9 protein-coding genes are annotated in these 20,547 nt (G+C 69.8%); 6 read left to right on the plus strand and 3 right to left on the minus strand.

Annotated elements, in window-relative coordinates; genetic code table 11:
- Nucleotides 1-42: 42 nt before the first annotated feature.
- The 3 genes from PGN37_RS12760 (at nucleotide 43) to PGN37_RS12770 (ending at nucleotide 12,314) form a co-directional block, all read left to right on the plus strand.
- Nucleotides 43-10,944 carry a type I polyketide synthase gene (locus tag PGN37_RS12760; RefSeq protein WP_335331392.1) on the plus strand — a complete coding sequence of 3,634 codons (10,902 nt, stop codon included), beginning with the start codon at nucleotides 43-45 and terminating at the stop codon, nucleotides 10,942-10,944.
- Between the two features lie 70 nt (nucleotides 10,945-11,014).
- Nucleotides 11,015-11,509, plus strand: coding sequence for a TspO/MBR family protein (locus tag PGN37_RS12765; protein ID WP_335331393.1), 495 nt, complete (start codon nucleotides 11,015-11,017; stop codon nucleotides 11,507-11,509).
- A 13-nt stretch (nucleotides 11,510-11,522) separates the two neighbouring features.
- Nucleotides 11,523-12,314 carry an SDR family oxidoreductase gene (locus tag PGN37_RS12770; protein ID WP_335331394.1) on the plus strand — a complete coding sequence of 264 codons (792 nt, stop codon included), beginning with the start codon at nucleotides 11,523-11,525 and terminating at the stop codon, nucleotides 12,312-12,314.
- A gap of 9 nt (nucleotides 12,315-12,323) precedes the next feature.
- On the opposite strand, the gene PGN37_RS12775 is transcribed toward PGN37_RS12770, so the two are convergent.
- Entirely contained in the window at nucleotides 12,324-13,412 is a 1,089-nt protein-coding gene (locus PGN37_RS12775; RefSeq protein ID WP_335331395.1) for an NAD(P)H-dependent amine dehydrogenase family protein, read from the minus strand.
- 238 nt (nucleotides 13,413-13,650) lie between these two features.
- Here PGN37_RS12775 and PGN37_RS12780 point away from each other — a divergent pair, with 238 nt between their 5' ends.
- Entirely contained in the window at nucleotides 13,651-15,486 is a 1,836-nt protein-coding gene (locus PGN37_RS12780) for an acyl-CoA dehydrogenase (protein WP_335331396.1), read from the plus strand.
- A gap of 127 nt (nucleotides 15,487-15,613) precedes the next feature.
- Here the strand turns inward: PGN37_RS12780 and PGN37_RS12785 are convergent, their stop codons facing one another.
- The gene (locus PGN37_RS12785) at nucleotides 15,614-16,537 is read right to left on the minus strand and encodes a TIGR03564 family F420-dependent LLM class oxidoreductase (RefSeq protein WP_335331397.1); all 924 of its coding nucleotides are present in this window, start codon (nucleotides 16,535-16,537) and stop codon (nucleotides 15,614-15,616) included.
- 181 nt (nucleotides 16,538-16,718) lie between these two features.
- On the opposite strand from PGN37_RS12785, the gene PGN37_RS12790 reads away from it, so the two are divergent.
- Nucleotides 16,719-17,672 (plus strand): D-2-hydroxyacid dehydrogenase family protein, encoded by a 954-nt coding sequence (locus tag PGN37_RS12790; RefSeq protein WP_335331398.1) that lies wholly within the window; start codon nucleotides 16,719-16,721, stop codon nucleotides 17,670-17,672.
- A 72-nt stretch (nucleotides 17,673-17,744) separates the two neighbouring features.
- On the opposite strand, the gene PGN37_RS12795 is transcribed toward PGN37_RS12790, so the two are convergent.
- Complete coding sequence (locus tag PGN37_RS12795; RefSeq protein WP_335331399.1) at nucleotides 17,745-19,043, minus strand: acetyl-CoA C-acetyltransferase; 1,299 nt, start codon at nucleotides 19,041-19,043, stop codon at nucleotides 17,745-17,747.
- A gap of 151 nt (nucleotides 19,044-19,194) precedes the next feature.
- On the opposite strand from PGN37_RS12795, the gene PGN37_RS12800 reads away from it, so the two are divergent.
- Nucleotides 19,195-20,547: a 3-oxoacyl-ACP reductase gene (locus PGN37_RS12800; RefSeq protein WP_335331400.1), complete on the plus strand. Its 1,353-nt coding sequence runs from the start codon at nucleotides 19,195-19,197 to the stop codon at nucleotides 20,545-20,547.

A 20,547-nucleotide genomic window follows, 5' to 3' on the forward strand; every position in this document is an offset into this window, starting at 1 on the left:
TGACCGCCGAGTAAGTTCACCGCTGATGAGGGGGAAAGCGGCATGGTCTCCGCTGCAGGTCCGAACGAGCCGGCACCGCGATTCGCCGTCGTGGGCTACGCGGCACGGTTGCCCGGATCGCCGGACGCCGGTGCGTTCTGGGACCTGCTGAGCGAGGGCCGCGACGCCATCTCCGAGGTGCCCGCGGACCGCTGGAACGCCGAGGCCTTCTACGACGCCGAGCCCGGCGCTCCCGGCAAGGTGGCGACCCGGCGGGCCGGGTTCGTCGACGACGTCACCGGCTTCGACGCGCCCTTCTTCGGGATGTCGACCCGCGAAGTGCGGCAGATGGATCCGCAGCACCGCCTGCTCCTGGAGACCTCGTGGCACGCGCTCGAACACGCGGGCATCGCGCCGTCGTCGCTCGCCGGCAGCGACACCGGCGTGTTCGTCGGGTTGGCGACCCACGACTACCTGGGCATGTTGTCCGACCAACTGGACTATCCCGAGATCGAGGCCTACATGGCCATCGGAACCTCCAATGCGGCCGCGGCAGGGCGGATCAGCTACCGACTCGGCCTGCAGGGGCCCGCGGTGGCCGTCGACACCGCGTGCAGCTCCTCGCTCGTGGCGATCCACCAGGCCTGCCAGGCGCTGCAGCTGGGCGAGTGCGATCTAGCGATGGCCGGCGGGGCGAACGTCCTGCTGACCCCCGCCACGATGATCACGTTCTCCAACGCGCACATGCTGGCCCCCGACGGCCGGTGCAAGACGTTCGACGCCGCCGCCGACGGATACGTGCGCGGCGAGGGCTGCGGAATCGTCGTCATCAAGCGGCTCGAGGACGCGGTGCGCGACGGTGACCACATCCGCGCGGTGATCCGTGGCAGTGCGATCAACCAGGACGGCGCCTCAGGCGGACTGACTGTGCCCAACGGAGTCGCGCAGCAGCGCGTCATCGGTGCCGCGCTGCGTCGCGCCGGCGTCGCCCCGAGCGACGTCGACTACTTGGAAGCTCACGGCACCGGCACCTCACTGGGTGATCCGATCGAGGCGCAGGCCGCCGGAGCCGCGCTCGGGGAGGGCCGCGACGCCGACCGGCCGCTGCTGATCGGCTCGGCCAAGACCAACATCGGTCACCTCGAGGCCGCCGCGGGCATTGCGGGCGTCATCAAGGTGATCCTCGCCCTCGAACACGAAACCCTGCCCCGGCACCTGAATTTCGAGAACCCGTCGCCGCACATCCCGTGGAGCCGGCTGCCCGTGGAGGTGGTCACGTCGGCGACCCCGTGGCCCCGCCAGGACCGGCCGCGCATCGCCGGGGTCAGCTCGTTCGGCTTCGCCGGCACCAACGCACACGTGATCCTCGAGGAGGCGCCGCTGCCCGACGCCGACACCGGAGGCGCTGAGGTCGAGGGTCCGCAGCTGCTGCCGCTGTCGGCTCGCACCCCCTCCGCGCTGCGGGCACTCGCCGGCGCGTACCGCGACTGGTGGACCGCGCACCCCGAGGCCACGCTCTCCGACGTGTGTTTCACCGCGGGCGTGGCCCGCGCGCACACCGAGCACCGGGCCGCACTGGTGGCCGACTCCCGCGATACCGCGCTGGAGCTGCTGGCCGCCGTGGCCGACGACCGGCCCGCTCCGGGGCTGGTGCGCGGCGAGGCGCACGACGTTCCCAAGACGGCCTGGCTGTTCACCGGGCAGGGCAGCCAGTACCCGGGCATGGCGCGTGACCTCTACGACTCCGAGCCGGTGTTCGCCGCGACGGTGGACGAGTGCGCCGACGCCGTCGCCGATCTGCTCGACACTCAGCTCCTCGACGTGGTGTTCGACCTCGACAACGCCGATGCGCAGGAGACCCTGCGGCAGACGTCCTATGCCCAGCCCGCGCTGTTCGCCGTGGAGATGGGACTGGCTCGCCTGTGGCAGTCGTGGGGTCTGCAGCCCGATGTCGTGCTCGGCCACAGCGTCGGCCAGTACACCGCTGCGTGTGTGGCCGGTGTGTTCAGCCTGGCCGACGGCGCCCGGTTGATGGCGTTGCGCGGCAAGCTGTTCGGAAGTCTGCCTGCCGGTGGCCGGATGGCGGCGATCTTCGCGCCCGCCGACCGGGTCGAGGCCGTGGTCGACGACATCCCGACACTGTCGGTGGCCGCCTACAACGGAGCCAACACCGTGCTGTCCGGACCCGCAGCCGATCTCGAGAAGGCCGTGGCCACTCTCAGCAGTTCCGGTGTGCGCTGCGACTGGCTCGAGACCAGCCACGCCTTCCATTCGGCGCTGCTCGACCCGATCCTCGACGAATTCGAAGCGACAGCATCACAATTCACGTTCGGCGCACCGCAGCGGATCCTCATCGACAACCGCACCGGTGCGGCGCTGGGCCGCAGCACGAGCCTCGACGGTGCCTACTGGCGCCGCCACGCCCGCCAGCCCGTCCAGTTCGCCGCGAGCATCCGAACGCTGGCGGAGATGAACTGCAAGCTGCTGGTCGAGATCGGGCCCCGGCCCGTCCTGACTGCCGCCGCCCTGTCCGCCTGGCCCGACCCCGCCACCACGCCGCGGGTGATCGCCTCACTGCGGCCGACGGTCGCCGACCGGCGGCAGATCACCGAAGCGCTGGCCGACGCCTATGTCCTCGGCCACCAGCCCGATTTCGGAGCCATCCGTCCCACGGGTGCGCACACACTCGACCTGCCGACATACCCGTTCGAGCATCGCCGGTACTGGTTCCGCGACGAGGACGAGCAGCCGAAAGCGCAGAAGGTGGGCGGCCCCCGCACCGCGACAGTCGGGCTCCTCGAAGACGGCCGCATCGACGAACTCGCGGCGCTGCTCGGCTCCACCGCAGACGATCCCCAGGCCCGCGACATCCTGACAAAGCTTGCCGCGCACCACAATCAGCAGCGCGACGCACAGTCGATCACCGACGCGCGCTACGAGATCCGCTGGGAGGTGGCCCCGTCCGCGGGCGCAGACCCCGCGGACGCGCCCTCGTGGCTAATCGTCGGCGACGACTCCGAGGCGATCAGACCACTGACGGAGCTGCTGACTGCCCGCGGACACCGGTACCGCATCGTCGGGCTGCCCCTGACCGACGCCGACGAAGCCGCGTTCACCGAGACGCTGCGCGCCACCGCCGAACCCGGACTGCGCATCCTCCATGTCGGCGCCCTCGACGAGGCGGGGTCCTCCATGCAGTCGCTGCTGCGGATGCAGCACAACGTGCTGCCGGGAACGCGCCGTCTGTTCCGCGCCGCCGCGGCCGCCGGCGTCCGCACACCCGTCTGGCTCCTGACCCGCGGCGCCCAGCGCGTGACCGACGGCGACGTCGTCGCCCCGGATCAGAGCTGCCTGTGGGGCTTCGGGCGCGCCGCGGCACTCGAGACGCCTCAGCTGTGGGGTGGGCTCGCCGACCTGGGCACCGGCACCGCCGACGAATGGTCGGCGCTGATCGGACGGATCAGCCTCGCCGACAACAGCGTCCGCGAAGACCAGCTCGCACTCCGCGCCGACGGCGTGCACGTGCCCCGGCTGACCCGGCGCACCGGTCAGCCGGTCACCGACGCGCTGCCCATCCGTTCCGGCGCGACATATCTCGTCACCGGCGGCCTGGGCTCGATCGGCCTGGAGATCGCCGGCTACCTCGCCGCCCTCGGTGCGGGCCACCTACTCCTCACCAGCCGTCGCGCGCCCAGCGAGGCCGTCGAGGCCCGCATCGCCGCACTGACCGAGCGGTACGGCTGCCAGGTCGAGGTCGCCACCGCCGACGTCGCAGACGCCCACGGCGTGGCCAAACTGCTCGCGTCCCGCGCCGACCGTCCGCCGCTCGCCGGCATCGTGCACGCGGCCGGGGAGATCGGCGCCAGCCCGATGAGCGCGCAGGACGACACCGAGCTCGATCGCGTCTTCGCCGGAAAGGTCTGGGGTGCCTGGCATCTCAGCGAGGCCGCCCGTGACCTGGCACTGGACTTCTTCATCAGCACATCGTCGATCGCCTCGGTCTGGGGCAGCTTCGGGCAGACGGCCTACGGCGCCGCCAACGCGTTCCTCGACGGGTTGTCCTGGCGGCTACGTGACCGCGGTGTCGCAGCGACGTCGGTGAACTTCGGGCCATGGGCATCGGACGGGTCTGCAGGGATGGCCGATGCACAGGCCCGGGCCCGTCTCGAGGAGCGCGGCGTCGTCACGCTGTCGCCCACCGACGCCCTGGCCGGGCTCGCCGATGCTGTCGCCGGGGGTGACGCCCAGGCCGTCGTGGCCCGCGTCGACTGGGCACGCTTCTTGCCACTCTACGAGCAGACCGGTCGACGGGGCTTCCTCACCGAGCTCAATCAGGAACTGCCGCAGCAGATCTCGGTCGTGACAGCCGGCGGCCCCACCAAGCTGGTCATGCGCCTCACCAACGCGCCGGTCCAGCAGCGCCGCAGACTGCTGATCGACCACCTGCGTGACGCCGTGGCCGAGGTGACGCGGGTGGACGTGGCGGAGATCCGCGAGGACGCCGGCTTCTTCGACATCGGCATGGACTCCCTGATGGCGGTCGAACTGCGCGGCCGCATCGAAACCGGTGTGGGCCAGCCCATTCCGGCGACCCTGGCCATGGATCATCCGCGGATCGATGCCGTCGCCGACTACCTGCTCGACGACGTCCTCGGCCTCACCGACGCACCGGCCACCCGGCCGGTCGCGGTCGCCCCCGCCGCCCGCAGCGACGAGCCGATCGCCATCGTCGCCGTGTCCTGCCGGTTCCCCGGTGCCCCCGACCCGGAGGCGTTCTGGGACATCCTGGCCGGTGGCGTCGACGCGATCCGCGAGGTCCCCGACGACCGCTTCGACATCGACGAGTTCTACGACCCCGATCCGGACGCTCCCGGCAAGATCTACTCGCGGTTCGGCGGATTCCTCGACGGCATCGACGGATTCGATCCCGAATTCTTCGGCATCTCCCCGCGAGAGGCGGTCTGGATCGAGCCGCAGCAACGGCTGATGCTCGAAACCGTGTGGGCGGGCCTGGAACGCGCAGGCTACTCACCGGCATCGTTGCGCGGCAGCCGCACCGGGGTGTTCACCGGCGTCGCCGCCAACGAGTACGCCCACCTGCTGTCGGCGGAGTCCATCGACAAGATCCAGCCGCACTTCATCACCGGCAATGCGCTGAACGCGATCTCGGGCCGGGTGGCGTTCGCACTCGGACTGGAAGGCCCCGCCGTCGCGGTCGACACCGCCTGCAGCTCGGCTCTGGTGGCCGTACACCAGGCCTGCCAGGCCCTGCACTCCGGCGACTGCGACCTGGCCGTCGCCGGTGGCGTCAACGTGCTGCTGAGCCCGGTCACGACGGTGGCGGCCTCGCGCGCCCGCATGCTCTCGCCCGTGGGCCGGTGCAAGACCTTCGACGCGTCGGCCGACGGGTACGTGCGCAGCGAGGGCTGCGGTGTCCTGGTGCTCAAACGCCTCAGCGACGCCCAGCGCGACGGGGATCCGATCTGCGCCGTCATCGCCGGCAGCGGCGTCAACCAGGACGGCGCCTCGAGCGGGTTGACCGTGCCCAACGGTGGCGCCCAGCAACGGTTGATCGGGTCGGTGCTCGCCCGCGCCGGTCTCACCGGTGCCGATGTCGACTACCTCGAGGCCCACGGCACCGGCACCCCGCTCGGCGACCCGATCGAGGTGCAGGCCGCCGCCGCGGCCTACGGTGACGCGCGCAGCGCACCGCTGATGATGGGTTCGGTGAAAACCAACATCGGGCACACCGAATCTGCCTCGGGCGCAGCCGGTCTGATCAAAGTCGTGCTGTCCCTGCAGCACGAGATGCTGCCCAAGAGCCTGCATTTCGACACCCCGTCGCCGCACATCCCCTGGGACACACTCCCGGTGCAGGTGCTGGGCGACGCGACACCGTGGCAGGCCAACGGCCGGCCGCGCCGCGCCGGGGTGAGTTCGTTCGGATTCACCGGGACCAACGCCCACGTGCTGGTCGAAGAGGCGCCACCGGTGGCTGTTCCGGAGCCGGAGAGCGCTCCCGTCGAGACGGTGAGCGTGCTGCCGCTGTCCGCGCGGTCGCCGGAAGCGTTGGTCGCGCTGGCACAGCGGTACGAGACGTGGATCAGCGCCCATCCCGAGGCCGACATCGCCGACGTGTGCCTGACCGCAGGGACGGGACGCTCCCACTTCGAGCACCGTGCCGCGCTCGTGGTCGAATCGGTGGCCGACGCCCGCATCGGCCTGGCCGACCTGGCCGCGAACCGGTTGCGGCCCGGCGTCGTTCGCGCGGAGCACACGCATCGCCCCACGACGGCGTGGCTGTTCACCGGCCAGGGTAGCCAGTACCCGGGCATGGCTCGCGAGCTCTACCAGACGCAGCCGGTCCTTGCCGCCACCGTCGACGAATGCGCGGCCGCGATCGAGGATCTGCTGCCCACGCCGCTGGTGGAGGTGCTGTTCGCCACCGACCGCGAGACCGGTGGTCAGGCCGGAAAGCGGTTGCGGCACACGTCATTCGCGCAGCCGGCACTTTTCGCGGTCGAGATGGGATTGGCCCGGCTGTGGCAGTCGTGGGGCATCGAGCCCGACGTCGTGCTCGGCCACAGCGTCGGCCAGTACGCGGCGGCGTGCGTGGCCGGGGTGTTCAGCCTGGCCGACGGTGCCCGGCTGATGGCGCAGCGTGGTCGGTTGTTCGGCGAGCTGCCCGAGGGTGGCCGCATGGTGGCGGTGTTCGCCGACGCCGGCAAGGTCGAACAGGCCGCGGGCGGGCATCCGCGGGTGTCGGTGGCGGCCTACAACGGCCCCAACACCGTGCTGTCCGGGCCCGGCGAGGACCTCGAGCGGATCGTCGCGACGTTCAACGAGGACGGCATCCGCTGCACCTGGCTGGAGACCAGTCACGCGTTTCACTCCGAGCTGCTCGACCCGGTCCTCGACGAATTCCATTCCTACGCGGCACAACTGGATTTCGCCAGCCCCACGCTGCCGCTGGTGTGCAACCGCACCGGAGCCGTCCTCACCGGTCACGCCACATTGGACGCCGAGTACTGGCGTCGGCACTCCCGCCAGCCGGTGCAGTTCGCCGAGAGCGTGCGCACCGTGGCCGCGTTGGGGTGCACGGTCCTGATGGAGATCGGCCCGCAGCCGGTGCTGACCGGCGCGGCCGTGCAGGTCTGGCCAGAACACATGCCCGCCCCACGGGCGATCGCATCCCTGCGCAAGGGTGTCGGCGATCGGCGCCAGATCGCCGATGCGCTGTCCGGGGTGTACATCTGCGGCCACCGACCCGACTTCGCCGCGGTGGCGCATCGGGGTCGACGGGTGCTGGAACTGCCCACCTACCCGTTCCAGCGTCGACGCTTCTGGCCGAAGACGGCCGCGATCGCGATCGACGGCGGCGGAGCCGTGGGATCGGGCATCCTTGGCGCCGAAAAGGAATTGGCGAACGGCGAGACGATCTACACCAGCCGACTCTCGGTCAAGACGCAGCCGTGGCTGGCCGACCACGTCATCTACGGCACCGTAGTCGTACCCGGTGCGACCTACGCGGCGATGGCGCTGGCCGCCGTCACTGCGCCGGCGCGCGCCACCGATGTGTTCTTCTACGAGCCGATCATCCTGCCGGAGAAGGCGTCTCGGGAAGTGCAGCTGACCTTGCGTCCGGCGGCCGACTCCGGTCAGTGGTCGTTCCAGGTGCACAGCCGCGCCTACGGCGAACAGGGCGCCGAATGGGCGCTCAACGCCGAGGGCACGGTCATCGCCGGCCGGGACGACACCGCCACCGACGCGAATCCCGTCGAAGATGCCCTCGAGCGACTCACACGGATGCGCCCGCAGGAGCTGTTCGAAACCTTCGCCGACCTCGAGTTGGCATGGGGGCCGAACTGGTCGGGGTCGCTGAAGTCGTTGTGGCTCGGGGACGGTGAGGCGATCGGCGACATCCTGGTCGGCGAGGAACTGGCCGAGCATCTGGGCAGCGAGCCGATGCACCCGGTGTTGATGGATCTCTGTACCGGCGTCGCGTTCCCCGCGTTCCCGGCGTTGCTGGCCGCCGAACAGGGCGTCTCCGACCTCTTCCTGCCGCTGCGATACGGCGAGGTCTCTGTGGCGCAGCCGATGCCCCGGCGGTTCTACTGCCGGGCGACGTGGCACCAGAACGCCCTCGACAACGAAACCCAGGTGTTCGACCTCGATTTCGTCGATCGTGACGGCAACCGCCTTGGCGGTATCCGAGAGTTCACAGTCAAGCGCGCTCCTCGCGAGGCCCTGCTGCGCGGGCTCGGCGGCGACACCAGCCGACTGCTCTACACCGTGGGCTGGCACGAGGTGCCGGTACCCGACGCCGAGGCGGTGCCGCCGAGCGGCACCTGGCTCGTCGCCAACTTCGCCGACCTCGCGGCTCTGGTCCCCGGGGCGCTCGCCATCGATCGGGCCACCGATACGACACCGCTGGGCCAGGTGCTGACGGACGCGCAGCAGCGTGGTGTCGGCTTCTCCGGCGTGGTCTGGCGAGCAGCAGGCCCACAGGCAGGCGCGGTGGACGCCCGTCTCGAGCAGGAGATCACCGAACTGCTCGGCGCCGTGCACGCGGTGCAGAGCGGCGGGGCGAAGTTGCCCGGCGGCCTCTGGATCGTCACCGAGCGCGCCGTCGCGTGCGAGTCGGGCGAACCGGTCGACCCGGTGCAGGCAGCCCTGTGGGGCTTCGGACGCACCGCGATCAACGAGGAACCGGCGCTACGGCCCCGCCTCGTGGACTGCGACGGATCGGCGGAGGCGGTCACCGTGCTGGCCGGTCTGGTGGCCCAGCCGGTCGACGAGCCGGAAATGGCTGTCCGCCAGGGGAAGCTGCTGGCATCGCGGCTACTGCCGTGGGCCCGCAGCGGGCACCTGAGCGTGCCGCGGTCCAGCGACCACGTGCTGGCTCCTACCGAGCGTGGTGCGATCGACAACCTGCGGCTGACCGAGACCGAGGTGGACCCGCCCGCCGAGGGATACGTGCAGGTGCGGGTCGAGGCCGCGGGGTTGAACTTCCGCGACGTGCTCAACGTGCTCGGCCTCTACCCAGGCGACCCGGGACCGATCGGTGGCGACTTCGCGGGCACGGTCACCCAGCTCGGCGACGGCGTCACCGGACTCACTGTGGGACAACGGGTTTACGGCTCGATGCAGGGCGCGTTCGCGAGCAGGTTCAACGTGCCCGGCCAGTTCCTGGCGCCGATCCCCGACGGCATCAGCGCGGTGGAGGCCGCGACGATCCCTGCCGCCGCGCTGACTGTCCGGCTGTCCTTCGACTGGGCGCAGCTGAAGCCCGGCGACAAGGTGCTGATTCACGCCGCCAGCGGTGGCGTGGGCTTGGCCGCGGTCCAGATGGCGCAGCACTGCGGCGCCGAGGTCTACGCCACCGCGAGCACCTTCAAGCGGGACACTCTGCGCCGGCTCGGCGTGAAGTACGTCTATGACTCGCGCACAACGGAGTTCGCCGACCAGATCCTGGCCGACACCGACGGCGCCGGCGTGGACGTGGTGCTCAACAGCCTGACCAGCGACGGGTTCATCGACGCGACGCTGCGCGCCACGGCCCAGGGTGGCCGGTTCGCCGAGATCGCCAAGCGCGACATCTGGACCACCGAGCAGATGGCCGCCGCCCGCCCCGACGTCGGCTACGAGATCGTCGCGCTGGACACGGTCATGTTCACCGAGCCCGACCGCATCCGCGACCTGCTCACCGAGGTCTCCGACGGGCTGGCCCGGGGCGAGTGGACACCGCTGCCCGCCGAGATCTATCCGCTGACCGAGGCGAGGTCGGCCTTCCGGCGCATGCAGCAGGCCCGTCACATCGGCAAGATCGTGCTGCAGATGCCCACCCCGCTGCAGCCGCGATCCGATCGGACCTACCTGATCACCGGCGGGCTCGGCGCGATCGGGCTGCACACCGCGGCATACCTGGCTCAGCTGGGTGCGGGCGACGTGGTCCTCACCAGCCGCCGCGCCCCGTCGGCGGACGCCCAGGCGCTCATCGACGACGTCACCGAGCGGTACCGCTGCCGCGTGCACGTCGTCACCGCCGACGTCGCTGACGACGAGGACGTGCGCCGGGTACTCGACCACATCCGCGCCGAGCTGCCACCCCTCGGCGGCGTCCTGCATCTGGCCGGGGTGCTCGACGACGCGCTGCTGTCCGGTCTGGATCTCGACCGGTTCCGCACGACGTTGGCGCCGAAGGCATTCGGTGCGTCTCACCTGGATCGGCTGACCCGCGACGACGATCTCGAGTTCTTCATCGTGTCGTCGTCGGTGTCGAGCGTGTTCGGCTCCCCCGGTCAGGCCAACTACGCGACCGCAAACGCATTCCTCGACGGCCTGGTCGCACAGCGCCGCGCAGCCGGCCTGCCGGCGACCGGCGTCAACTTCGGCCCCTGGGGCCGGGGCGGCATGGCGTCGTCGGAGGCGGCGAGCGCGAACATCAGCGCGCAGGGATTGATCCCGCTGGAACCCTCGGCCGCGCTCGGAGCGCTGGCCGAGGTGGTGGCCAACGGCACCGGTCAGGCGACGGTGATCAAGGCGAACTGGGCCCGCGCGGCCAAGGTGCTGGGCGCGGCGCGCCCGCCCATCCTTGACCTGGTGCTGCCGCGCGACGGCGACGAGGTGACCGGGGACAGCGAGCTGCTACGCCAACTGCAGGAGATCCCCGTGCCTGCGCGGGCCGCGTTCGTCACCGAATTCCTGCAGCGCGAGGTGCAGAACTTCCTGCGCCTGGCGCAGCCGCCCGCGGCGTCGGCCCGGTTCCTGGACCTGGGCACGGACTCGCTGATGGCGATCGAGCTGCGGAACCGGTTGCACAGCCAGTTCGGCGGGGCCTTCACGATCAATGCGACCGCGGTCTTCGACTACCCGACGATCGGCGGGCTCGGCGAGTACCTGGTGGGCCAGCTGCCCGACGCGGAACCAGCCGCACCGGCCGCAGAACCGGACCAGGCCGGCTGAATCGAACGTAATGGGGACGTCGTGACCGTGCCGGCCGGCGGCGGACGACCGCCGGGTAGGGTAGTCCGGCATGGTCGACACCCACCACCCCCCGCGCTCGAAAAACGTTATCGCGCTCGCGATCTCGGTAGCCGCGGTCGTCGTGGCGTCGACGCTGGGTGGGCTGGCCTCGGCCACGTCAGCGGAGGACTACGCGAAGCTGCAGCAGCCGGGGTGGGCCCCTCCGTCCTGGGTGTTCGGTCCCGTCTGGACGCTGCTCTACACGATGATGGCCGTGGCGGCCTGGCTGGTCTGGCGCAGCGGTCCGCTGCGGGACACCCGGCCCGCGCTCGTCGCCTACGCCGCACAGCTGGTGCTCAATGCCGCATGGACACCACTGTTCTTCGGCCTGGGGTGGCGCGGCATCGCATTCGCCGAACTGAGCGTGCTGTGGCTGATCCTGATCGGCACAGTCGTCCTGTTCTTCCGCCGAAGTACGACGGCCGGCTGGCTGCTGGTCCCCTATCTGGCGTGGACGACTTTCGCCCTGTGCCTCAATTTCGCTGTCTGGCAACTGAATTCCTGAGGAGGAGCACACCATGACCAGATCGGTGTTCATCACCGGCGGAGCGACCGGCATCGGCCGGGCCACCGCCTTGCTCCTCGCCCAGCGCGGCTACTTCGTCGGCGCCTACGACATCGACGACGAGCGGCTGGCCGTCCTCGACAACGACCTCAAGGCCGTGGGCGGCCGCGGTGTCGTCGGCCACCTCGACGTCACCGACGCCGACGAGATGGCCAGCAGGCTGGCCGAGTTCTACGAAACCGCCGGCGGCAGGCTCGACGTCCTGATCAACAACGCGGGATTGCTCAATGCCGGCCGCTTCGAGGAGATCCCCCTCGACGTGCACCACCGCGAGGTCGAGGTCAACGTCAAGGGCGTGGTGAACGGGCTGCACGCGGGTTTCCCGTATCTGAAGAGCACCCCCGGCGCGGTGGTGGTGAACCTGGCTTCGGCGTCGGCGATCTACGGCCAAGCTGAGCTCGCCAACTACAGCGCCACCAAGTTCTTCGTCCGCGCGATGACCGAGGCGCTGAATCTGGAGTGGGGCCGCCACGACATCCGCGTCATCGACATGTGGCCGCTGTACGTGAACACCGCGATGACCAAAGACGTCAGCACCGGCACCACCACCTCGCTGGGTATCCGCCTCACCGCGCAGGACATCGCCGAGGGCATCGCCGCCGCGATCGAGCCGACACTGTCCCGAAAGGTGCTGCGGCAGGTGCACTTCCCGGTGGGCACGCAGGCCAAGGCGTTGGCGGCCGGGGCCCGGTTCTCGCCGGCATGGCTCACCCGGTTGGTCAACAAGCGCCTCGCCGGGCACTGATCGGGGGGCTCAGGCCCAGCGGGTCGCCTCGACCTCCGGCGCGAGCGGGGGATGCAGCGGGACGTCGAGTCCGTCGTAGATGCCCGGCTTCTGGGTGACCAGCCACCCGATGGCGCCCAGCAGGCGGTTGGCCGCGGTGGTGTTGCCGCCGTCGGCGCGGGTGCCGCCGGGCACGTCGGCCCTCGTCACGATCGTCAGTTGCGGGTCACCGTCGACGATCACGCGATGATCGCCCACCCCCTGGTCGGGCTGCGGCCACTGCGGGGCGCACGTGGGGTGGATGCGGGTGATGTGTTCGACGATCACGCGTTGGGTGCCGCCGGCCCAGCCGATGACGCGCAGGAAGAACGCGCCCTGGGTGCCCTTCTCGAACCGACCCATCACCGTGTCGACGGTGTCCTCGAGCGGTAACCGCTCCACCTCTTCGGTGATCTCGTCGATCTCGATGCCCAAGCCGCGGCCGATGAGGCGGATGTTGCCGCCCCACACCATCGTCGGGATCGACGGCAGCAACATCATCGGCGTCTCCTCCATCGGGCCGCCGAATCCGCAGGACACCTTGACCGCATACGGCTGGTCGTAGGTGGAGTAGTCGAAGATCTCCTGGCAGGTGATGGTGCGGATGCGCGTGCACAGGCCGGCGGCCGTCACGACCAGCGCGTCGTTGGCCCACCCAGGATCGACACCGCTGACCAGCAACGAGGCTCGGCCCTCCTCGGCGGCCGCGGTGAGGCGCTGCACCCACTCGGGTGGGGCGGACGCCGGGTCGTAGAGCGAGTACAGCGACGGGGTCACGACGTGCGCGCCGGCGCGCAGGCAACGCTCGATGTCCGCGACAGCCTCATCGGGCCGGATGTCCCCCGAGGCCATGTACGCCACCGCGTCGACGTGAGCCAGTGCCGCGTCGACGTCGGTACCGGCCAAGATTCCCGTCGCCGCTTCCAGTCCGGCGAACGTCGCCGCGTCTCGGCCCGCCTTGTCCGGCGACGACGTGAGGACCGCCGTCAGACGCAGCCCCGGAAACGCCGTGACGGACCGGATCGCCGTCGCGCCCATGTTGCCCGTTCCCCATGCCCCGACACCGATGCTGGACGCCATCTCTCCCACCCTAGACAGCTAAACGTGACGATCATCACAGGGGGGTGTAAGGCCAGCTCAGAACCCTTATCGCGGGGGAAATCAGCGCCCGGCCAACTGGTGAGTTGGTTAGCGTGCAGAAATTGCTCACAGTGATCTTGCGTTGTAGTTACCGGACGGTATAGTAGCGCGCAGTTACTGGTGGGTAACTTAGCCGTGAGTACCCAACCGCACGTGGCGTTCTCGACGAGGAGGAAAAGTGAGCCACTACAAGAGCAATGTTCGCGACCAGGTGTTCAACCTGTTCGAGGTTCTCGGGGTCGACAAGGCGTTGGGTCAGGGCTCGTATGCCGACCTCGACGTCGACACCGCCGTCGAGATGCTGGGCGAGATCGCCCGGCTCGCGGAGGGCCCCGTGGCGGCCTCCTTCGAGGAGGGCGATCGCAACCCGCCTGTCTTCGACCCGAAGACCCACACGGTGACGCTGCCCGAGGCGTTCAAGAAGTCCGTACGCGCCGTCGTCGAGGGTGGCTGGGACAAGCTGTCCGTCAGCGAGGAGCTCGGCGGAACGCCGATGCCGAGCGCGCTGTCGTGGGCCCTGCAGGAGCACATCCTGGGCGCCAACCCGGCCGTCTACATGTACGCGATGGGCGCCGGATTCGCCGACATCTTCTACCACCTGGGCACCGAAGAGCAGAAGAAGTGGGCCATGCTCGCCGCCGAGCGCGGCTGGGGCTCCACCATGGTGCTGACCGAGCCCGACGCCGGCTCCGACGTGGGCGCCGGCCGCACCCGTGCCGTCCAGCAGCCCGACGGCACGTGGCACATCGACGGTGTGAAGCGCTTCATCACCTCGGCCGACTCGGACGACCTGTTCGAGAACATCATGCATCTGGTGCTGGCTCGCCCCGAGGGCGCAGGCCCGGGCACCAAGGGCCTGTCGCTGTTCTTCGTGCCGAAGTTCCACTTCGATCCCGAGACCGGTGAGCCAGGAGAGCGCAACGGCGCCTTCGTCACCAACGTCGAGCACAAAATGGGCCTGAAGGTCTCGGCCACCTGTGAGCTCTCGCTCGGCCAGCACGGCACCCCCGCCGTGGGTTGGCTCGTCGGCGAGGTGCACGACGGCATCGCGCAGATGTTCGACGTGATCGAGCAGGCCCGAATGATGGTGGGCACCAAGGCTATTGCCACGCTGTCGACCGGCTACCTGAACGCGCTGGAGTACGCCAAGTCGCGCGTGCAGGGTGCCGATCTGACCCAGATGACCGACAAGACCGCGCCGCGCGTGACCATCACGCACCACCCGGACGTTCGTCGCTCGCTGATGACCCAGAAGGCCTACGCCGAGGGCCTGCGCGCGCTGTACCTGTTCACCGCCACGCACCAGGACGCCGAGGTGGCCAAGGCCATTCACGGCATCGAGCCGGAGCTGGCCGTCAAGGTCAACGATTTGATGCTGCCGATCGTCAAGGGTGTCGGCTCGGAGCAGGCCTACGCGAAGCTGACCGAGTCGCTGCAGACCTTCGGCGGATCGGGCTTCCTGCAGGACTACCCGATCGAGCAGTACATCCGCGACGCCAAGATCGACTCGCTGTACGAGGGCACCACCGCCATCCAGGCGCAGGACTTCTTCTTCCGCAAGATCGTCCGCGACAAGGGTGTGGCGCTGGCGCACGTGGCCGGCCAGATCGAGCAGTTCGTGAAGGCTGAGACCGGCAACGGCCGGCTGAAGACTGAGCGTGCGCTGCTGGCGACCGCGTTGGAGGACGTGCAGGGCATGGCCGCCACGCTGACCGGCTACCTGATGGCCGCCCAGGACGATGCCGCGAGCATCTACAAGGTGGGCCTGGGTTCGGTGCGCTTCCTGATGAGCGTCGGCGATCTGATGCTCGGCTGGCTGCTGCAGCGTCAGGCCGCGGTCGCGATCGAGAAGCTCGACGCCGGTGCTTCCGGTGACGAGCGTGCCTTCTACGAGGGCAAGCTCGCGGTGGCGTCGTTCTTCGCGAAAAACATGCTGCCGATGCTGACCAGCACCCGCGCGATCCTGGACAACCTCGACAACGAGGTCATGGAGCTGGACGAAGCGGCCTTCTAGACCGCCTCATCCCACGAGACGCCCCCGGACTCTTCCCGGGGGCGTCTTGTTTTTGGCGCGAGAAGACGCGAACTCGAGTGTTCTCCCGGCGTGTCTACTCGAGTTCGCGTCTGGTCGCCGTAAGAAGTCAGCCCAGTGAGCGGAGGAAGGCGCGGGTGCGGGCCCGCACCTCCGGATCGGCCGCGAAGACGGCGGCGACGAACTCGTCGACACCCGCCGCCTCCAGTTCCGCGAGCCGGTCGCGCACTGTCGCCTCGTCACCGATGATCGCCGCGTCCTGCGGCCCGGCATACCCCTCGCGATCCAGCATCGCCCGATACGACGGCAGGGTGCCGTAGACGGCGAACTGCTCGGCGGCCTCGGCGCGCAACGCGTCGGCGTCGTCGGTCAGCGCGATCGGGAGCGCCGCGACGACGCGCACCGCGTCCTCGGACCGGCCCGCGTCGGCGGCGGCCTGCCTCAGCGTCGGGCTGACATGCCCGCTCAGCGTCGTCGGCCCGGTCATCCACGTGCACGTGCCCGACGTCCGCCGACCCGCCAGCCGGAGCATCTGCGGCCCCAGCGCGGCGATGTACACGTCGGGGCGCGGCGCCCCGGGAACCACCAGCGCCCCGCGCGTCGTCACCGTCTCACCCGGTGCGGAGGCCTGCTCGCCGGCCAGAAGCGGAAGCAGCCCGTCCAGGTACTCGTTGAGCCGTCGCACCGGCTTGTCCCACGGAATGCCCCACATCCCCTCCGACACCGCGGCGTGGGTCATGCCGAGGCCGAGAGTGAATCGGCCCTGTGACGCGAGGCTGGTGGTCAGCGCGGCCTGCGCCATGTGCATCGGGTGCTGATTCTGGATCGGGATGACGCCGCTGGCCGCCTCGATCGTGTCGACCTCGCGCAGGGCGATGGCCAGAATCGTCAGGAGGTCGGGCTCGTGGGGCAGCTGACTCATCCAGACGCGGCCGAAGCCCTCGTCGCGCAGTTGCGCCAGGTAGTCGATGGTGGCGTCGATGGGCGATCCGCCGGTGAGGCCGGAGAGCTGCCCGAACATGCTGATCTGCATGCAGAAAATGTAAGAGCCCCGTGTTGCCGTCGGGTCGGGGGGTCAGACGGCAACACGGAGCTATCACGTGTATCGACGGCCCGGGCCGAGGCGTTACAGCGTCGAGGAAAAACTTTTCGCGTGTTTTCGATCGCTCCACTCGGTCGGAGTCTGCTGGTCGCGGCGGGCATATCGTCGCAGCATGAGCAGCCCACGGATTCGGATCGCCGTCCTGGACGATTACCAGGGCGTCGCACTGACCCAGGCCGACTGGTCACCGGTCACCGCGCGCGCCGACGTCGCCACGTTCTCCGATCACGTGTCCGACGAGGACGATCTGGTGGCTCGGCTCGCGCCGTTCGACGTGGTGTTCGTGATGCGCGAACGCACGCCGCTGCCGCGCACGGTTCTCGAGCGCCTGCCGCGGCTGAAGATGATCGCATCGACCGGGCCCTCCAACGCGTCGATCGACATGGCGGCAGCCCAGGAACTGGGCATCCACGTCAGCGGCACCGGCGGCAGCGTGGCATCGACGGTGGAACTGACCTGGGCGCTGATCCTCGCGGCGTCGCGGCACCTGGTCGCCGAGAGCCGATCGATCGCCGAGGGCGGGTGGCAGACGACGGTCGGACGCGAACTTGATCGCCGGGTGCTGGGCGTGCTCGGCCTCGGGCGCATCGGGTCGCGGGTCGCCCGCATCGGCGCGGCTTTCGGCATGGACGTGGTGGCGTGGAGTGAAAACCTCACCGCCGACGCGGCGACCGCGGCAGGAGCGCGCTACCTGCCGCGGTCGGAGTTCTTCGCCACCGCCGACGTTCTGACCGTGCACCTGCGGCTCAGCGATCGGTCTCGCGGGCTGATCGGCGCAGCTGAACTGGCCGCGATGAAGTCGACGGCGCTGCTGATCAACACGTCGCGCGGACCGATCGTCGACGAGGACGCGCTGATCGATGCCCTGACCTCGGGTGCCATCGCGGGTGCCGGTCTCGACGTCTTCGACACCGAGCCGTTGCCCGCGGCACACCCGTTGCGCACCCTGGCCACCGTGACGGCCACGCCCCACATCGGATACGTGGCCGACCGGCCCTACCGGATCTTCTTCCGCGACGCCGTCGCTGCGATCGCCGAATGGCTCGACAGCCCCTCAACGACCTAGTGCCGAGATCGACGAAAAGGCGCCCTCGACTCGCATTTTTCCGCCCAAACGTCGGTTTGGGCGTAGTGGAAGCTAGGCCTCGAGGATCGCGGTCACGCCCTGGCCGCCCGCGGCACACACCGAGATCAGGCCGCGGACCGGCTGGCCCGTTTCGGCCTTCTTCTCCGCGAGCTGCTTGGCCAGCTGCGCCACGATGCGCCCACCGGTGGCCGCGAACGGGTGCCCGGCCGCCAGCGACGAGCCGTTGACGTTGAGCTTGGACCGGTCGATCGAGCCCAGCGCAGCGTCCAGGCCGAGGCGTTCCTTGCAGTACTCCTCGGACTCCCAGGCCGCCAGCGTGGCCAGCACCACCGACGCGAACGCCTCGTGGATCTCGTAGAAGTCGAAATCCTGCAGCGCGAGGCCGTTGCGGGCCAGCAGCCGCGGCACCGCATACGTCGGCGCCATCAGCAGCCCGTCGCGGCCGTTGACGTAGTCCACCGCCGCGGTCTGACCGTCGACGAAGTAGGCCAGCACCGGGATGGACCGCGCGGCCGCCCACTCCTCGGAGGCCAACAGCGCGACCGACGCACCGTCGGTCAGCGGCGTCGAGTTTCCGGCCGTCATCGTCGCGTCGCCGGCCCGCACTCCGAACACCGGCTTGAGCTTGGCGAGCTTCTCCGGCGACGAGTCGGGCCGCAGGTTGTTGTCGCGGTAGAGCCCGAGGAACGGGCTGACCAGATCGTCGAAGAAGCCGCGGTCGTAGGCGGCGGCCATGTTGCGGTGGCTCGCGGCGGCCAGTTCGTCCTGGTCGACACGCTTGACGCCCATCTCCTTGGCCGTCACCGCGGCGTGCTCACCCATCGACATGCCGGTGCGCGGCTCGCTGTTGACGGGGATCTCGACGCCGACCGCGGCGGGAAGCTTGCCCACCAGCTTGAGCCGGTCGACGTTGGACTTGGCGCGGCGCAGACTCAGCAGCACCGAGCGCAGGTCGTCACCGAGGGCGATCGGCGCATCCGAGGCGGTGTCCACACCACCCGCAGCGGCCACCTCGTAGCGGCCCGCCGCAACGCCGTCAGCTGCGGCGATGGCGGCCTGCAGGCCGGTGCCGCAAGCCTGCTGCAGGTCGAACGCCGGCGTGTAGGAGGACAGCGAGCTGCCCAGCACGCATTCGCGCATGAGGTTGAAGTCGCGGCTGTGCTTGAGCACCGCGCCGCCGATCACCGCGTCCAGGGCCTCGCCCTTGAGGTCGAAGCGCTCGGCCAGTCCGTCGAGGACGGCGGTGAACATGTCCTGGTTGGACGCGTTCGCGTAGGCGCCATCTGAGCGCGCGAACGGTATCCGGTTGCCTCCGAGGATGGCTACCCGTCGGGTTGTCTTGTCGGCCACGTCTGCCTCCCGGCGTCGCGAGGGTGGTTGGTGTCGAGGGTCATACTACCCACCGTTCTTACTCTGGAGTAAGTTCGTGATGGATACGACAGTGGTGGGTAACCCCAGCACCGTCGACAGACATGTACCCGGATTCTCGAAAGGCAGCGCCGTGGCTACCGATCTCCTCTCCCAAGTCGTCAACTCCGGACCGGGATCCTTCCTGGCGAAGCAGTTGGGCGTCCCGCAGCCCGAACCGCTGCGCCGCTACAAGGCCGGCGAACCGCCGCTGGCGGGCTCGCTGCTGATCGGCGGTGACGGCCGCGTGGTCGAACCGCTGCGTGCCGCGTTGGCCGAGGACTACGACCTGGTGGTCAACAACCTCGGCGGCCGCTGGGCGGACAAGTTCGGCGGTCTGGTGTTCGACGCCACCGACATCACCCAGCCGGAAGGGCTCAAGGCCCTCTACGAGTTCTTCACTCCGCTGCTGCGCAACCTCGGCCACTCGGGCCGGATCGTCGTCGTCGGTACCACCCCCGAAGAGATCAGCGACGTCCACGAGCGCGCCTGTCAGCGCGCGCTCGAGGGCTTCACCCGCTCGCTGGGCAAGGAACTGCGCAACGGCGCCACCATCGGCCTGGTCTACCTGCACCCCGACGCCAAGCCGGCGGCGACAGGGCTCGAGTCGACGCTGCGGTTCCTGCTGTCCGGGAAGTCCGCGTACGTGGACGCGCAGGTGTTCCGCGTCGGCGCCGCCGACGCCACCCCGCCCGCGGACTGGGACAAGCCGCTCGACGGGAAGGTCGCCGTGGTCACCGGCGCTGCCCGCGGCATCGGTGCGACGATCGCCGAGGTGTTCGCCCGCGACGGGGCCAAGGTGATCGCTGTGGACGTCGAGCAGGCCGCCGAGCCGCTCGCCGAGCTGGCCACCAAGATCGGCGGCACCGCGCTGACGCTCGACGTCACCGCCGCCGACGCCGTGGACCGCATCACCGAGCACGTCACGCAGCACTACGGCGGCACGCTCGACATCCTGGTCAACAACGCCGGCATCACCCGCGACAAGCTGCTGGCCAACATGGACGAGGCCCGCTGGGACTCCGTGATCGCCGTGAATCTGCTTGCCCCGCTTCGCCTGGCCGAAGGCCTGGTGGGCAACGGCACGATCGGTGAGGGCGGCCGAATCGTCGGGCTTTCCTCGATGGCGGGCATCGCGGGCAACCGCGGGCAGACCAACTACGCCGCGACCAAGGCCGGCATGATCGGGCTGACCGACGCGCTCGCCCCGGAATTCGGCGAGAAGAACATCACCATCAACGCGATCGCCCCCGGATTCATCGAGACCAAGATGACCGACGCGATCCCGCTGGCCACCCGCGAGGTGGGGCGCCGACTCAACTCGCTCTTCCAGGGTGGTCAGCCCGTCGACGTCGCCGAGGCCATCGCCTACTTCGCGAGCCCGGCGTCGAATGCCGTGACGGGCAACACGATTCGCGTGTGCGGCCAAGCATTGCTGGGGGCCTGA

It is taken from the genome of Mycobacterium kyogaense (assembly GCF_036946525.1).
Lineage (GTDB): Bacteria > Actinomycetota > Actinomycetes > Mycobacteriales > Mycobacteriaceae > Mycobacterium > Mycobacterium kyogaense_A.